15 protein-coding genes and 2 pseudogenes are annotated in these 14,218 nt (G+C 73.1%); 12 read left to right on the forward strand and 5 right to left on the reverse strand.

All coding sequences use genetic code 11. The features are described from left to right. Positions 1–196: 196 nt before the first annotated feature. On the reverse strand, positions 197–1,336 hold the full coding sequence (locus tag BJF79_RS16910; RefSeq protein WP_075898624.1) for a hypothetical protein: 1,140 nt from the start codon (positions 1,334–1,336) through the stop codon (positions 197–199). 123 nt (positions 1,337–1,459) lie between these two features. Between BJF79_RS16910 and hemG the strand changes: the two genes are divergently transcribed. Both hemG and hemQ read left to right on the forward strand, forming a co-directional pair. Beyond that, positions 1,460–2,281: a protoporphyrinogen oxidase gene (gene hemG, locus BJF79_RS65615; RefSeq protein ID WP_143219977.1), complete on the forward strand. Its 822-nt coding sequence runs from the start codon at positions 1,460–1,462 to the stop codon at positions 2,279–2,281. Between the two features lie 612 nt (positions 2,282–2,893). Beyond that, positions 2,894–3,589 (forward strand): hydrogen peroxide-dependent heme synthase, encoded by a 696-nt coding sequence (hemQ, locus tag BJF79_RS16920; RefSeq protein WP_075898626.1) that lies wholly within the window; start codon positions 2,894–2,896, stop codon positions 3,587–3,589. 50 nt (positions 3,590–3,639) lie between these two features. Here the strand turns inward: hemQ and msrB are convergent, their stop codons facing one another. Next, positions 3,640–4,041 (reverse strand): peptide-methionine (R)-S-oxide reductase MsrB, encoded by a 402-nt coding sequence (gene msrB / locus BJF79_RS16925; protein ID WP_075898627.1) that lies wholly within the window; start codon positions 4,039–4,041, stop codon positions 3,640–3,642. A gap of 60 nt (positions 4,042–4,101) precedes the next feature. On the opposite strand from msrB, the gene BJF79_RS16930 reads away from it, so the two are divergent. Further along, positions 4,102–5,184, forward strand: coding sequence for a DNA polymerase domain-containing protein (locus BJF79_RS16930; RefSeq protein WP_075898629.1), 1,083 nt, complete (start codon positions 4,102–4,104; stop codon positions 5,182–5,184). Between the two features lie 303 nt (positions 5,185–5,487). Here BJF79_RS16930 and BJF79_RS16935 read toward each other — a convergent pair whose 3' ends face one another. Continuing rightward, entirely contained in the window at positions 5,488–7,215 is a 1,728-nt protein-coding gene (locus BJF79_RS16935; protein WP_075898631.1) for a CocE/NonD family hydrolase, read from the reverse strand. A gap of 181 nt (positions 7,216–7,396) precedes the next feature. Here BJF79_RS16935 and BJF79_RS16940 point away from each other — a divergent pair, with 181 nt between their 5' ends. From BJF79_RS16940 to BJF79_RS53360, 5 genes and pseudogenes are all read left to right on the forward strand, one after another. Further along, entirely contained in the window at positions 7,397–7,540 is a 144-nt protein-coding gene (locus tag BJF79_RS16940) for a DUF4236 domain-containing protein (RefSeq protein WP_075898633.1), read from the forward strand. Between the two features lie 189 nt (positions 7,541–7,729). After that, complete coding sequence (locus tag BJF79_RS65620; protein WP_316043367.1) at positions 7,730–8,083, forward strand: helix-turn-helix domain-containing protein; 354 nt, start codon at positions 7,730–7,732, stop codon at positions 8,081–8,083. Beyond that, a pseudogene (locus BJF79_RS65625) lies at positions 7,968–8,576 on the forward strand (RNA-guided endonuclease InsQ/TnpB family protein); the annotation flags it as partial. The gene BJF79_RS65620 and the pseudogene BJF79_RS65625, both read left to right, overlap by 116 nt. After that, positions 8,539–8,781 carry a zinc ribbon domain-containing protein gene (locus BJF79_RS65630; RefSeq protein ID WP_316043368.1) on the forward strand — a complete coding sequence of 81 codons (243 nt, stop codon included), beginning with the start codon at positions 8,539–8,541 and terminating at the stop codon, positions 8,779–8,781. The pseudogene BJF79_RS65625 and the gene BJF79_RS65630, both read left to right, overlap by 38 nt. A 133-nt stretch (positions 8,782–8,914) precedes the next feature. Continuing rightward, positions 8,915–9,091, forward strand: coding sequence for a DUF4236 domain-containing protein (locus BJF79_RS53360; RefSeq protein WP_262402149.1), 177 nt, complete (start codon positions 8,915–8,917; stop codon positions 9,089–9,091). Positions 9,092–9,127: 36 nt separating this feature from the next. Here BJF79_RS53360 and BJF79_RS16950 read toward each other — a convergent pair whose 3' ends face one another. Beyond that, positions 9,128–9,442: a hypothetical protein gene (locus tag BJF79_RS16950; protein ID WP_143219979.1), complete on the reverse strand. Its 315-nt coding sequence runs from the start codon at positions 9,440–9,442 to the stop codon at positions 9,128–9,130. A gap of 66 nt (positions 9,443–9,508) precedes the next feature. Then, positions 9,509–11,193 (reverse strand): annotated as a pseudogene (leuA, locus tag BJF79_RS16955) (2-isopropylmalate synthase). A 422-nt stretch (positions 11,194–11,615) separates the two neighbouring features. Between leuA and BJF79_RS16960 the strand changes: the two are divergent. From BJF79_RS16960 to BJF79_RS16975, 4 genes are all read left to right on the forward strand, one after another. Further along, complete coding sequence (locus tag BJF79_RS16960; protein WP_262402150.1) at positions 11,616–12,185, forward strand: FadR/GntR family transcriptional regulator; 570 nt, start codon at positions 11,616–11,618, stop codon at positions 12,183–12,185. 124 nt (positions 12,186–12,309) lie between these two features. After that, the gene (locus BJF79_RS16965; protein WP_075898635.1) at positions 12,310–13,209 is read left to right on the forward strand and encodes a hypothetical protein; all 900 of its coding nucleotides are present in this window, start codon (positions 12,310–12,312) and stop codon (positions 13,207–13,209) included. 199 nt (positions 13,210–13,408) lie between these two features. Continuing rightward, entirely contained in the window at positions 13,409–13,762 is a 354-nt protein-coding gene (locus tag BJF79_RS16970; protein WP_075898637.1) for a hypothetical protein, read from the forward strand. Then, a partial coding sequence (locus tag BJF79_RS16975) for a hypothetical protein (RefSeq protein WP_075898639.1) occupies positions 13,759–14,218 on the forward strand: 460 nt, incomplete at its 3' end. The genes BJF79_RS16970 and BJF79_RS16975, both read left to right, overlap by 4 nt.

Genomic DNA, 14,218 nt, shown 5'->3' on the forward strand with positions numbered 1-14,218 from the left:
GGGGGCGCGGCCAGCAGCAGCCCCGCGCCCAGCGCGCAGGCACCGGCCCCCGCGCCCGCGCGGTGGAGGAAGGTCCGAAGATCCATGTATGCCAGTATTCACTGGCATAGTTGCGCTTGCCAGTCGCCCGGCCCATGAACCCCTTGCGGCGCGGGCGCCGCGAGCGCCCCGGCGGACGGCTCGGCGGCGGGCCCGCCTACTGCGTGGACAGCACGAGCGAGCGGCCGTTGCCCGTCCCTCCCCTCAGCCACAGGTGGCCGGTACCGGGCACGATCGCCAGGGTGGCGATGTAGTCGACCGAGTCCGGCAGCGCGCCCCCCTGGACCGGTTCCCACCTCGTGCCGTTGTATCGGAGCAGCCCCATGCCGGTGTCTTCCCCCAGGTAGGCCAGCGCCCACAGTGTCCCGTTCGTGCCTTTCTCGAGGTCGATGAGGCCCTTGAAGCCCGGCGGCACCGTCGCGCGGGTCCACGACGTCCCGTCCCAGTGCATCAGCAGGGGCGACTGGGTCTTGGCCGGGCGCTCCGGGTACGCGATGCCGGCGAGCCAGGCATCGGTGGGCGACAGAACCTTGATGTCGCGGAGGCTCACCCAGCCCGGAGGCGTGGGCTGTTCCGCCGGGACGGTCCGCCAGGTCTGCCCGTCGAAGTGCGAGGTGACGATCTCGGTTCCGGATTCACGGGTCTCGACGTTCCAGATGTCGTCGGCCGCGGTGATGCGCGCGATGCCGCTGCCCGACGGCCGCGTGGTCACGAGCGTCCAGGTGTCGCCCGTCCGGCGGTAGATCTTGTCTCCGGTGGTGAGCCAGGTGTTCGAGTCGTCGACCTGGAGTACCGGATCGGTCGTCCCGGGCGGGAGCGCCACCTCGGTGAAGGCGGAGCCGGTGAAACGGGCCACGTAGGGCTCGTGGTCGTATATGTCCAAGTTCAGGAACCGGTGCCCGTTGATCCAGACGTTCTCCGGGGAGCCCGCCTGTACCCGGGTTATCCAGCCCTGGTTCGGCAGTCCGCCGAGGGGGTACTCGACCCAGCCGCCGCCGTTCCAGCGCCGGACGACCGGGTTGCCGGGGATGGTGTGGGCCGATCCATCCGGGTAAAAGGTGATCTCGCCCTGTCTGCCGCTGATCCAGACGCTGTCGGGCGATGCCGCGTCCAGGCCGTAGATGGCGCTCCTCGGCCAGAAGAACGGGAGATCGACCTCGGTGAAGTCGGGAATCGCGGGGGCCTGTGCGGCGGCGGCCGGGGAAGCCGCGGCGGGGACGGCGGGGGCCGCGCCCAGCAGCAGCCCGGCGGCCAGCGCGCCGGAGCCGGCGCGGCGGAAGAACGGCTGGAAGATCATGGATGCCAGTATTCACTGGCGTGGTCGCCCTTTCTTGTCACCCGCATCACAACTTCCCTTGCGGCGCGGGCCTTGCGGGCGCCCCGGTGCACGATCCGGCGATGCGTCTGGGAAGGTGGAGGCATGACCACGTCCCATGTCGTCGTCATCGGTGGCGGCATCGCGGGGCTCGCCGCGGCACGCCTGCTCGCCCGTGTCGGCGTCCGGGTGACCGTGCTGGAGGGCTCCCCCCGGATCGGCGGAAAGCTGCAGGTCAGCGAGATCGCCGGGCTTCCGGTCGACGAGGGCGCCGAGTCGATGCTGGCGCGCCGTCCCGAGGGGATCGACCTGCTGCGCGAGCTCGGCCGCGACGGCGACCTCGTCCACCCCGGCACCACGTCCTCGGGCATCCGCAGCCGCGGCGCGCTCCGTCCCATCCCGTCCGGGCAGGTCATGGGCGTCCCGTCCGACCTGGAGGCGCTCGCCGCCGCGCGGGTGCTGTCCCCGGAGGGGCTGGCCCGCGTCCCCCTCGACCGCGAGCTGCCCGCGACGCCGCTCGGCGCGGACGTCTCCGTCGCCGAATACATCGGTGCCCGGGTCGGCTCCGAGGTCGTCGACCGGCTCGTCGAGCCGCTGCTCGGCGGCGTCTACGCGGGCCGCACCGAGCTGCTGTCGTTCGACGCGACGATGCCGGCCCTCGCCGCCGCCGCGCGCTCGCACCCCTCGCTGCTCGACGCGGTGCAGAGCGTCCGCGACGCCGCGCCGCCGAACGCCGGGCCGGTCTTCGCGTCGCTCCCCGGCGGGCTCGGCACGCTCCCCGGCCTGGTCGCGGACGACCTGGCGCCGCGGGCGGGACGGTCCGCACCGGCGCGATGGTCCGCGAGCTGCGGCGCCGTCCGGACGGCTGGCGCCTCACGGTCGGGTCCGCGCGGGCGCCCGAGGCGGTGGACGCCGACGCGGTGGTGATCGCGGTCCCTGCGGTGCCCGCGTCCCGCCTCCTGGCGCCCGACGTGCCCGCCGCCGCGCGCGCGCTGGCCGGCATCGAGTACGCGAGCATGGCGATCGTCACGCTCGTCTATCCCGCCGCGGCGTTCCCCGAGCTCCCGCAGGGCAGCGGCTACCTCGTCCCCGCCGTGGAGAACGCCCACGGGGTGAAGGCCGTGACGTTCAGCTCGATGAAATGGCCGCATCTGCGTGAGATCGGCCCGCGCGACGACGGCCGCGACCTCATCGCCGTGCGGTGCTCCATCGGCCGGTTCGGCGAGGAGCACACCCTGCAGAAGGCCGACGCGGAGCTGGTCGCGGCGGCGACGTGGGCGCCCGCGACCTGCGGCGTCGCCGGCGCGCCCGCCGCCGCCCGGGTGACCCGCTGGGGCGGCGGCCTCCCGCAGTACAACGACGGCCACGCCGACCCGCGTGGCCACGGTCCGCGCGGCGGTCGCCGGGCAGCCGGGGCTGGCCGTCGCGGGCGCCCCTACGACGCCTCGGCGTCCCCGCGTGCCTCGCCACGGCGCGCGCGGCGGCCGACCGGGTGCTGGACCACCTGCGCAGTCGAGCCAGTCGAGAAGGAGCAGCGACATGACCGAGCCCGCGGCGAAGCCGAAGGCACGCGAACTCAACCAGCAGATCCGCTACACCATGTGGTCGGTCTTCCGGGCGCGCCCCGGGCAGCTCGGCGAGCGGGACGCCGCCGAGGTGCAGGACCTCCTGGACCAGGTCGGCCAGAAGGACGTCACCACCCGCGGCCTCTACGACGTCTCGGGCCTGCGCGCCGACGCCGACTACATGTTCTGGTGGCACGCGCCGAGCTCCGACGACCTCCAGGAGGTCTACGGCCGGTTCCGCCGCACCGCGATGGGCCGCGCGAGCGAGCCCGTCTGGTCGCAGATGGCGCTGCACCGTCCCGCGGAGTTCAACAAGAGCCACATCCCGGCGTTCCTCGCCGACGAGGACCCGCGCGCGTACGTGTGCGTGTACCCGTTCGTCCGGTCGTACGAGTGGTACCTGCTGCCGGACGAGGAGCGTCGCGCGATGCTCGCCGAGCACGGCAAGATGGCCCGCGACTACCCGGACGTCCGCGCCAACACCGTCTCGGCGTTCGCGCTCGGCGACTTCGAGTGGATGCTCGCCTTCGAAGCCGACGAACTGCACCGCATCGTCGACCTCATGCGTCACCTGCGGGGCGCCAAGGCCCGCCTGCACACCCGCGAGGAGATCCCCTTCTACACGGGCCGCCGCAAGCCGGTGGGCGAACTGATCGCGTCGCTCCCGTAACCGGGGGCCGCACCGGCGCGGCGGGACGGCCGCGCCGGAGCGGGCGGGAACTACTCGGCGGGTTCGAGGGTCAGCGAGATCGAGTTGATGCAGTACCGGTCGTCGGTCGGGGTGTCGTAGCCCTCACCGTGGAACACGTGGCCGAGGTGCGAGTCGCAGGTCGCGCAGCGCACCTCGGTGCGCACCATGCCGAGGGACCGGTCGTCGCGCAGGACGACCGCGTCCGAGTCGGCGGGCGCGAAGAACGACGGCCACCCGCAGTGGCTCGCGAACTTCGTCTGCGAACGGAACAGTTCGGTGCCGCAGGCGCGGCAGCGGTAGACGCCGACGGTCTCGCTTTCGGTGTACTCGCCGGTGAACGGCTTCTCGGTGCCCGCCTCACGGAGCACGTGGTACTCCTCCGGCGACAGCTGGGCCCGCCACTCGTCCTCGCTCTTGCGGATCTTCTCCATGCGTCCGAACGTACCCGGCGCCTTCCCGGGAATGTCGCCCCCCTGGGTTAACGTGCAGATATGGCCTCGCCCTTCATCGAGATCCCGGTCGGGGATCGGCTCGTCAAGGTGTCCAATCCCGACAAGCCGTACTTTCCGCAGCACGGCTACACCAAGCGGCAGCTGGTGGAGTACTACCTGGCCGTGGGGGAGGGGATCCTGCGCGCCACCCGCGACCGCCCGACGACGCTGGAACGCTGGCCCGCCGGGGTCTTCGAGGGCGCCAAGATGGCCACCCGGGAAGACTACGCGCGCGGCCAGGCGGGCATGGGCGCGGGCAAATCCGACGCGTTCTACCAGAAGCGGATCCCCAAGGGCGCGCCCGACTGGGTGCCCACGGCGCGGATCGCGTTCCCCAGCGGCCGGTACGCCGACGAGGTCGCGCCGTCCGAGGTCGCGGTGATCGCCTGGGCGGCCAACCTCGGCACCCTCACCTTCCACCCGTGGCCGGTCCGCAAGGGCGACGTCGACCACCCGGACGAACTGCGCATCGACCTCGACCCGCAGCCGGGCACCGGCTTCGCCGACGCGGTCCGCGTCGCGCTCGGCCCCGCCCGCGACCTGCTCGGCGAACTCGGCTACACCGGCTACGTCAAGACGTCCGGGAAGGCCGGCGTGCACATCTACGTGCGGATCGAGCCGCGCTGGACGTTCACCGAGGTGCGGCGCGCCGCGCTCGCGTTCGGCCGCGAGATCGAGCGGCGCGTCCCGTCCGAGGTCACCACCCGCTGGTGGAAGGAGGAGCGCGGCGAGCAGATCTTCGTCGACTTCAACCAGAACGCCCGCGACCGCACGATCGCGTCCGCCTACAGCGTCCGCCCGGCCCCGCACGCGCCCGTCTCCGCGCCCGTGACCTGGGACGAGCTGGCCGACGTCGACCCGCGCGACCTCACCATCGCCACGATGCCCGACCGGTTCGCCAAGGTCGGCGACCTGCACGCGACCATCGACGACGCGGCGTTCTCGCTGGAGCCGCTGCTGGAGATGGCCGACCGCGACGAGCGCGACCACGGCCTCGGCGACATGCCGTACCCGCCGAACTATCCGAAGATGCCCGGCGAGCCCAAGCGCGTCCAGCCCAGCAAGGACACCGACCAGAACTGACGGGCGAGGCCGCCGCCCCCGGTCGGGAGCGGCGGCCTCGGTCGAGGGATCTTCCGTCAGTAGAACTTCCGCTCCTGAACCGGCAGGCTGACCTCGGCGGGGCCGCGCCACGCGACTTCGGGCGCGGGACGACGAGGTTCGCCGGGGCGTCCCCGTCCGCCCGCACCACCGGGAACCGGATCGAGCTGGACGACAGGTCCACCGTCACCGTCGCGCCGGTGGGCGTCTCGGTGTTGTAGTCGGCGTCCGTCCCGGCCAGGATCAGCCCGAGCCGGTGGCCCTCCTCCAGGACGTACTCCTGGCTCAGCGTCTCCCACCGGCGTCCGCGAACTCGCCCGGCGTCAGCGGCCGCGGGTCGCTCAGCGAGTCGTCGTTCTGCAGGTCCAGCCAGCCGCGCGCGATCACGTTGACCGGCGCGCTCGTCGTGGTGACGCGCGTCTCCCGGTAGCAGGCGTCGTCGAACGCGGTGCTCGCGCCGTGGCAGCTCTCGGTGCCGAGCGTCTCGATGCCCGAGCCGGGGCCGAGGTGATCGACGCGCTCGGCCGTCCCGTAGTCGACGAGCAGTGCGGTGACGTTCGCGGTCGGCGCGTCCGCCTTGACGCGCAGCCGGACGTCCGGCGTGCCCGACAACCGGCCGCCCCCGGGCAGCGGGCCCGACACGAACGCCGCCCGGTACGGGCGGTCGGCCGTCGGGTCCTCGACCATCGCGCCCTCGGACGTCCCGTGCCCCTCCGGACCCGCCGCGTCGGTGAACGCCGCCGTCGAACCCTGCGGGGTCCGCTGCTGCGCGAGCGTCCCGTCGTCGCGCGGCCGCAGGATCACCGTCTCGGCGTCGCGCGACGGCCAGTGCTCCTGCGTGATCCACTCGTCCGGGCCGACCTCGATGTCGGCGCGCGGCTCGTCCATGATCCCGTTGTCGATGCCGTGGAGCTCGTGGTCGAACCAGCGGTGCAGCGTCCGCACCCACTCGTCCCGGCGGAAGTCGAACGGGTCGACGTGCCCGCGCTGCGTCAGCCACACCTTCCGCTTGACGTTGTGCTGCGCGAGCTCCTCCCACCACAGCGCGAAGTGGTCGTCCTTCACGTTGAGGTCGTTGACGCCGTGCACCGCGAAGACGCTCGCGCGCACGTTGCTCGCCCGCCCGACCGTCCCGTGCCGGTAGTCGGTCGTCTTCCAGTAGGCGTTGTAGTTCCCGGTGGCGTCGTCTTCGCCCGCGTCGAGATCGGCGTTCACGGCGGCGCACTTCTCGGGCGGGTCGGTGTCGACGTAGCTCGCGAGCCACGGCTGCTCGTCCGTCCAGTACTTCACGCCGTTCATCCGGCTGTAGCCGTACCAGCCGCTGATCGCCGCGATCGGGACGATCGTCTCCAGCCCCTCGACGCCCGTCGCCGCGACCCCGTTCGCGAGCGTCCCGTCGTAGGACTTGCCGATCATCGCGGTGCTGCCCGTCGTCCAGTCCGCCTCGACCGGCGTGCCGTCCGGCCGGAACGCCTTCGCGCGGCCGTTCAGCCAGTCGACGACCGCCTTGCCGCCGAGGACGTCCGTCGGCCCGCCGCTCACCGGGCAGCCGTCGGACCGCGTCGTCCCGACCATGTCCACGGCCAGGAACGCGTAGCCGCGCGGCACGAAGTAGTTGTCGTAGTACAGGGGGAACTTCAGGGGGTTCCCGTTCCCGTCGTAGGACTTGCGTTCGCCCTCGTTGCCGCGCCCCGCGTTGTCGTAGTACGGGCTCTCGTCCATGATCACCGGGACCTTGAGGCCGTCCTCGGTCTCGCGCGGCCGGACGATGTCGACGTTGACGCGGTCGAGTTCGCCGTCGCGGTCGCTGTCCACCCGCGTCTGCACGTACACGTGCTCGCGGATCGCGTCCTCGTAGGAGAAGGCGGGCTGCGTCACGCCGTCCTTCACCACGATCTCGGGGGACGTCCGGGCGAGCGCCGCCGTCCCGCCGCCGCCCGCCACGAGGGCCGCGCCGGTCAGCGCGGCGATCGCGGCCGTCCGCCGGGTCCGTCTCAGGGGTTTCCTGGCCAACCCGCACCTCCGGGAGTGGGAAATGATCTCTACCGGGCACACGCTCCCGAACGGGCGGCGCGCCGGTAAACGGCGCCGTTCTGCTAACTCCTCGCGTTTTTGGTCATGTCCTGCCGTTGCGTGCGGCCGTCCGATGCGGAAGCCGAGGTGCAAGCCCGCCGAAACCGGGAAATCCGCCCCTATGGGCTGGCATTACCGAAAATCGATCCGACTGGGACCTTTCCGACTCAACTTCTCGCGGGCCGGCGTCGGCCACAGCGTCGGCGCGCGCGGCGCCCGCTACCGGTTTTCGTCGGCAGTGCTCCGCCCTTCAGGGCGGGGGTGAAGCCGACCCTCCCGCGGAGCGGGATAAAGACAGCCGGATCGCCCCCGAGGCGATCCGGCGTCTCCCGCAATGAACCGGCCCGGGTCCCGCATTCCACATCCAGACGCCTCCGTAGAGTAATAAACTGGTCACGTACAGCTCCACTATCGGTTTCGCCTCTACCCGACCCGCGGCCAGCAGGAAGCTCTGGTGCGGGCGTTCGGCTGCGCCAGAGTGGTTTACAATGATGCTCTGAGGGCGCGGGAGGACGCTCGCGCGGCCGGGTTGCCGTATCCGAAGGCGGCGGAGTTGTCGGCGGCGTTGACGGAGGCGAAGAAGACGCCCGGGCGGGCGTGGCTGGGTGAGGTGTCGGCGGTGGTGCTGCAGCAGTCGCTGCGGGACCTGGAGGCCGCCTACCGCAACTTCTTCGACGGCCTGGCCGGAAAACGTGGGGGCACCCCGGTTCAAGTCCCGCAAGGACACGCGCCAGTCGATCCGGTTCACCGCCAACGCCCGCTGGTCGGTCACCGACGGCGGCAAACTCGCGCTGCCCAAGGTCGGTGAGGTGAAGGTGCGGTGGTCGCGGCGGCTGCCGTCGGTCCCGTCCACGGTGACGGTGGTCAAGGACGCCGCCGGGCGGTTCTTCTGCTCGTTCGTCGTGGAGACCGGCGACGTGCAAGACCCGCCCGAGGTTACGGGCGAGGTGGGGATCGATCTGGGGCTGGAGCACTTCGCGGTCACCTCCGACGGCCGCAAGATCACCTCGCCGAGGTTCCTGCGCCGCGCCGCCAAGAAACTGCGTAAGGCCCAGCAGGCGCTGTCGCGCAAGCAGAAGGGCTCGGCCAACCGGGACAAGGCCCGCCTGAACCTCGCCCGCGCCCACGCCGAGGTCGGCGACGCGCGCCGCGAGTTCCACCACCGGCTCTCCACCGAACTGGTCCGCGAGAATCAAGCGGTCTATGTCGAGGACTTGTGTGTGAAGGGGTTGGCGCGCACCCGGCTGGCCGCATCGGTGCACGATGCGGGCTGGTCGGCGTTCGTGGGCATGCTGGAGTACAAGGCGGCCCGGTACGGGCGGACGTTCGCGCGGGTGGGGCGGGCGTTTCCGTCCTCGCAGCTGCTCGGGCTGCGGACTGCGCGACGGCCCCAAACCCCTGCACGTCCGCGCATGGACCTGCGGGCAATGCGGAGCGGTGCACGACCGGGACATCAATGCCGCACGCAACATCTTGGACGAAGGACGCCGCATCGCCTCCGGGTGATGCTTTGCTGGTCGCCGCTGGACGGAAACCCCCTGGTGTCCGGGGGAGGCGGAGACCTTAAACGCCTGATGGAGGGCAGGTAAGACCCCGGCTCGTCCCGGGGCACGGCCCGTTGAAGCAGGAAGCCGCGGAAGTGACCGCACCGGCAACGGCGCGGCACAGGCCGAATCCCCGGCCTTCAGGCCGGGGAGCGCGTCAAACGCGCTCCGCGCACGGGCGCCGCCACCTGACCCTGCGGATCCCCGGCACGGGCCTCTCCTGGCGCCGCACCCTCCGCCGCGACTCCCGCCGAACCACCCGCCGCCGCTGACCCCGTACCCCGTACCCCGCCGACCGCCCGGGTCCGCTAGTCGGCGTGGCGCACGACGGAGCCGTCCTCGGTGACCTCGTAGACCGTCACCCGGACAAGGCTCCGCACCCACCCGGGTACCCGCAGTGCCGCCTTCAGCGCCGAAGACGGCACCACGAGCCCGTACCGGACCCCCGGAGCCGGGTCGGTCATGCGGCGCAGCAACTGGCCGTAGGCGGTGTCACAGTCGATGCCGGGGTCGGACGTACGCCCCTTTGCTTCGCAGATCAGCCGCTCGGGTCCCCGGACGGCCTCGATGTCGGTCCACTGGTCGGTGGGGCGACGAGCGTCCACGACTCCGACTCCAGCCACGTGCCGAACGCCTCAACTACCCGATCTTCTTTCATGGCGGGAAATCGTAGATGGGAAGCGGGTCGGCTAGGGGGTTTTGGCGCGGTTCACGGCGGACAGGACGGCGGCGACGGACGCGGCCAGGACCGAGGTGTCGCGGCCCGCGCCCCAGCGGACGACGCCGTCGACGCGGCACTCGGCGTAGGCGACGGCGGGCGAGCCGCCGCCGGACGGGTTCGCCTCGGTCGAGTGCTCGGCGAACCGCAGGACGTCGACCTTCACCCCGGCGGCGGCCAGCGCGGCGGTGAGCGCGTCGATCGGCCCGTTGCCGTGCCCCGAGTGTTCCCCGGCGCGCCCGTCCACCGCGACCGTCCCGGTGAAGTCGTGCCGCGCGGGGCCGGTGCTGGACGTGCGCCAGCCGGTCAGGACGACCGTGCCCGCGGCGTCGAGGTACTCCGCGCGGAACAGCTCCCACAGCTGCGCGGCGGTCACCTCCTCGCCGCTGCCGTCGGTGGCCTCCTGCACCACGCGGGAGAACTCGATCTGCAGGCGGCGCGGCAGGTCGAGGCCGTACCCGGTGCGCAGCAGGTAGGCGATGCCGCCCTTGCCCGACTGGCTGTTCACCCGGATGACGGCCTCGTAGCCGCGGCCCACGTCGGCGGGGTCGATCGGCAGGTACGGGACGTCCCAGGGCGCCCGCTCGGGCGGGACGCCCAGTTCCGCGGCGCGCTTCGCGTGGTGCGCCATGCCCTTGGCGATCGCGTCCTGGTGGGTGCCGGAGAACGCCGTGTAGACGAGGTCGCCGCCGTAGGGGTGCCGTTCGTGGACGGGCAGCCGGTTGCAGTGCTCGACGGTGCGGCGGATCTCGTCGATGTCGGACAGGTCGAGCTGCGGGTCGACGCCCTGGGCGTGCAGGTTCAGCGCGAGCGTGATCAGGTCGACGTTGCCGGTGCGCTCGCCGTTGCCGAACAGGCAGCCCTCGACGCGCTGCGCCCCGGCGAGCACCGCGAGTTCGGCGCAGGCCACGCCGGTGCCGCGGTCGTTGTGCGGGTGGACGGACAGGACGACGGCGTCGCGCCGCGCCAGGTTGCGGTGCATGTACTCGATCTGGTCGGCGTACACGTTCGGGGTGGCGATCTCGACGGTCGCGGGCAGGTTCAGGACGACCGGACGGTCCGGGGACGCGTCCCACAGGTTCGTGACGGCGTCGCACACGTCGAGCGCGAAGTCCGGTTCGGTGAAGTTGAACGTCTCGGGGGAGAACTCGAACCGGACGCCCGGGCCCGCGAGGCGCGCGACGTCCGCGGCGCGTCGAGGATCAGCCGCCGCACGCCGTCCCGGTCCTCGCGCAGGACGACCTCGCGCCAGGCCGGGCCGGTCGCGGTGTACAGGTGGACGACCGCGCGGGGCAGGCCCTCGATCGACGCGATCGTCCGCTCGATGAGGTCGCGGCGCGCGGGGGTGAACACGACGGGCGTCACGTCGTCCGGGACGCCGGCCTCGGCGAGGCGGCGGACGAACGCGAAGTCGGTCGCGCTCGCCGACGGGTAGCCGACCTCGATCTCCTTGAACCCCATGGCGACGAACAGGTCGAACATGCGGGCCTTGCGGTCGGGGTCCATGGGTTCGGCGAGCGCCTGGTTGCCGTCGCGCAGGTCGACCGGTACCCACAGCGGCGGCCGCTCCAGGCGGCGGGACGGCCAGGTGCGTTCGACGTCCGGGACGGGCGACGGCGCGCGGTCGTGCACGGACCGGTACCGGTGCGACGGCATCGCGCCGCCGCGCTGCGGGTTCCAGAACGGCGCGCCGTCGGGGACGGGGCCGCCGGGCGTCCGGAGGGTCGGGAAGGTGTGGCTCACGGAGATTCTCCTGATGTCGCCGATCGGACGACCGGCAGCACCGGACCCCGCGGCGGGGTGCCGGTCGGATCAGGCCCCGCCGCGGCGGCCGAGAAGAAGGACCTGCCACGCCATGCCGGACACCCTAACCACACCTCAGGTCCTCAGACAAGTTGCTTCCGCGCTACCGTGGTGCGGTCCCGCGTCCCGGAAGGAACCCGCATGCCGCTCGGCCCGCTCCGTCCCAGCCCGCTGGTCGAGCAGGCCGCGCAGCGGCTGCGCGGGCAGATCGCGGACGGCGCCTGGCCGGTCGCACCCGGCTCCCCGGCGAGACGACCCTGGCCAAGGAGCTGGGCGTGGGCCGCTCGACCGTCCGCGAGCGCTGCGCGCGCTCGCCGGCGCGCCTCGTCCAGGCCAGGCAGGGCGCGGGCGTGTTCGTCCTCGCGACCGAACCCGACGAGGACTGGCGGACGCGCCTGCGCCGCGCGTCCGTCGTCGACGTGTACGAGATCCGCGAGATGGTCGAGGGCCGCGCCACCGAGCTCGCCGCGCTGCGCCGCACCGACGACGACCTCGCCGCCATCGACCGCGCCCTGGCCGCCCGCACCGCCGCCCTGCCCGCCGACGGCGCCGCGGGCCGGCGCGTCGAGGCGTTCATCGACGCCGACATCGCCCTGCATGCCGCGATCGTCCGGGCCGCGCACAACCCGATCCTGGTCGACCTGTTCGCCGAGTTCGTCCCGGTCCTGCGCGAGGGGCTGCTCGAAGTGACGTCCCTCATGGACGTGCGCCGCCACGACCTCGACCACGGACGGGACGCGCACGCCGCACTGGTCGAGGCCGTCCGCGACCGCGACCCGTCCGCCGCCGCCCGCATCATCGCCGCCGAGCTGGAGCAGACCCTCGACGGCCTGCGGAACCGCTGACCCGGAGAGACCGAATGCGGTCACTGTGCCGTTTGGCGCAGTCATTCGGCCCGATCCCGACCAGAATCGACGTGTTCATGTCTCCGTAACCGGCACGACACGAAACGGCGGGGGATTCTTGACGGTGACCGTGGGCCGGGCCGCCGGCCCGTCCGATCGGCTGGAACGGGCGGACGCGGCGCGGCGGCTGGCGGCGCTGGCCGCCGAACCGCGGATGAGCCCGCGGGCCGGGCAGCTCGGCCGGCTCGCCGCCGACCTGGACGGCGAGACCGACCTCGAACGCTGGGCCGCGATCGACCTGTACGCGGCGTTCCTGCGGGACGACACGGTCGCCGAGCCGGACGAGCCGGGACGGGCGCGCGGCGCCGCCGGGGCCGTCCGGGACCTGGCGCCGTCGGTGCTGATCTTCATGCCGATCATGCTGACCTGGCTCGGGCTGTTCAAGGCGACCAGCGCCTACCGGCACAGCCGCGGGGACGCCGACCTGGCGGGCATGTCGTTCCTGGAGCAGTGGCAGACCGGGTTCGACGGCCGCCTCGGCGGCCTGTTCTACTTCGACCGGATCGCCCTCGGCACCCTGCTGCTGATCTGCCTGCTGATCACGGTGACGGTGGCCGAGACGGCGACGCGCCGCAGGTCCGAGCGCGCCGCCGAGCGGGAGCGCGCCCGCCTCACCCGCGAGCTGGCGGCGGCGCTCACCGCCGCCGACTTCCACCTCGGCCGGTTCCGGCTGGACGACGCGTCGCGCCGTCGAGGAGGCGGCGCGGCGGCTGGAGGACGCGGCGCAGGAGGCGCGCCGGGCCGGGACGGCCGCGGCGGACCTGCAGCGGGAGACGAACGAGGCCGTCGCCCGCGCGCGGGCCGGGATGGACCGGGTGGCGCGGCTCGCCGAGGCGCTGCTGAAGGGCGACGCGGCGGTCCGCGACGCCACCGGCCGGATCGGTGCCGCCGCGGCGGCCGTCGGCAGCGGATCGACGCGCTCGCGGCCGCGCAGGGTCGGTGGCGGGGGCCACCGCCGAGCTGACCCGGGCGCTCGGGGACGGCGCCGGGCTGCTGGGCAAGGCCGTCGAGGACGCCGCGGAGCGGCTCGGACGGCCGCCGCCGAGGACCGCGCCGGGCTCGGCGACCGCATCGCCGAGGCCCTCGGCTCCGGGAGCGCCGCGATCGGCGCGGCGCTCGACGACTGGCGCACCGACGGGGCGATCTACTCGCACCGCCACGAGATGACCGCAGACCATCTCGGCGCGGTCGTCGGGGGCATCGAGGAGCTGCTGCTGCGGATGGACGCCTCGGTCCGGGAGCTGATGGCCGGGACGGCCGAGTCGATCGAGCGGCTGCCCGGCGCGGTCGACGCCCTGGACGCGCACGCGCGGCGGTCCGCCGAGGAGCTGCGGACGACGCTGGCGGCGGCGACCGGCGAGATCCGCGCGGAACTCGACCGGCTCCTCGCCGGGCTGCCGGAGGCGGACGGGCGCACGGCGCAGGTCACCGCGGAGCTGGCGCGGCTGCGCGCGTCGGTGGACGCGCTGCGCGACCGGATCGCCGAGGGCGGCGGCCGGAGGCGATGGTTCCGGTGAACCCGCGGGTCTCCATGATCGCGCTCGCCGGATGGCTGTTCGCGGACCTGCTGCTGGCGTTCTCGGTCGTCGTCCTCGGCACCCAGGAGCCGCCGCCGAAGCCGCCGGCGGCGTCCCCGACGCCGACGAAGACGCCCCGGCAGGCGCTCGAACGCCGCTACGTCGAGATCGAGCTGTCCGTCGACCCGGACGAGGCGCGGACGGGGAGCGCGGCGGCCGTCGACGCGCTGCGCCGGGCGGTCCGGGACGAACCGGGCCTGCGGGGCCGCAAGGCGGGGATGGTCCTGACGTTCGGCGCCCAGCACAGCGGCGGGGAGGGGTTCGCCCGCGACGTGAACGCGCTGCTCCCGCGCGTCGACCGCGGCCTGTTCGCCGACGTCGCCACCCGCGACTTCCAGCTCCTGGGCACCGGCGGCGGCGCGCTGATGCTCAACATCTACCTCTTCCACGACGACT

The sequence above is a fragment of the Actinomadura sp. CNU-125 genome (assembly GCF_001942465.1).
In the GTDB taxonomy this organism is placed as follows: Bacteria; Actinomycetota; Actinomycetes; order Streptosporangiales; family Streptosporangiaceae; genus Spirillospora.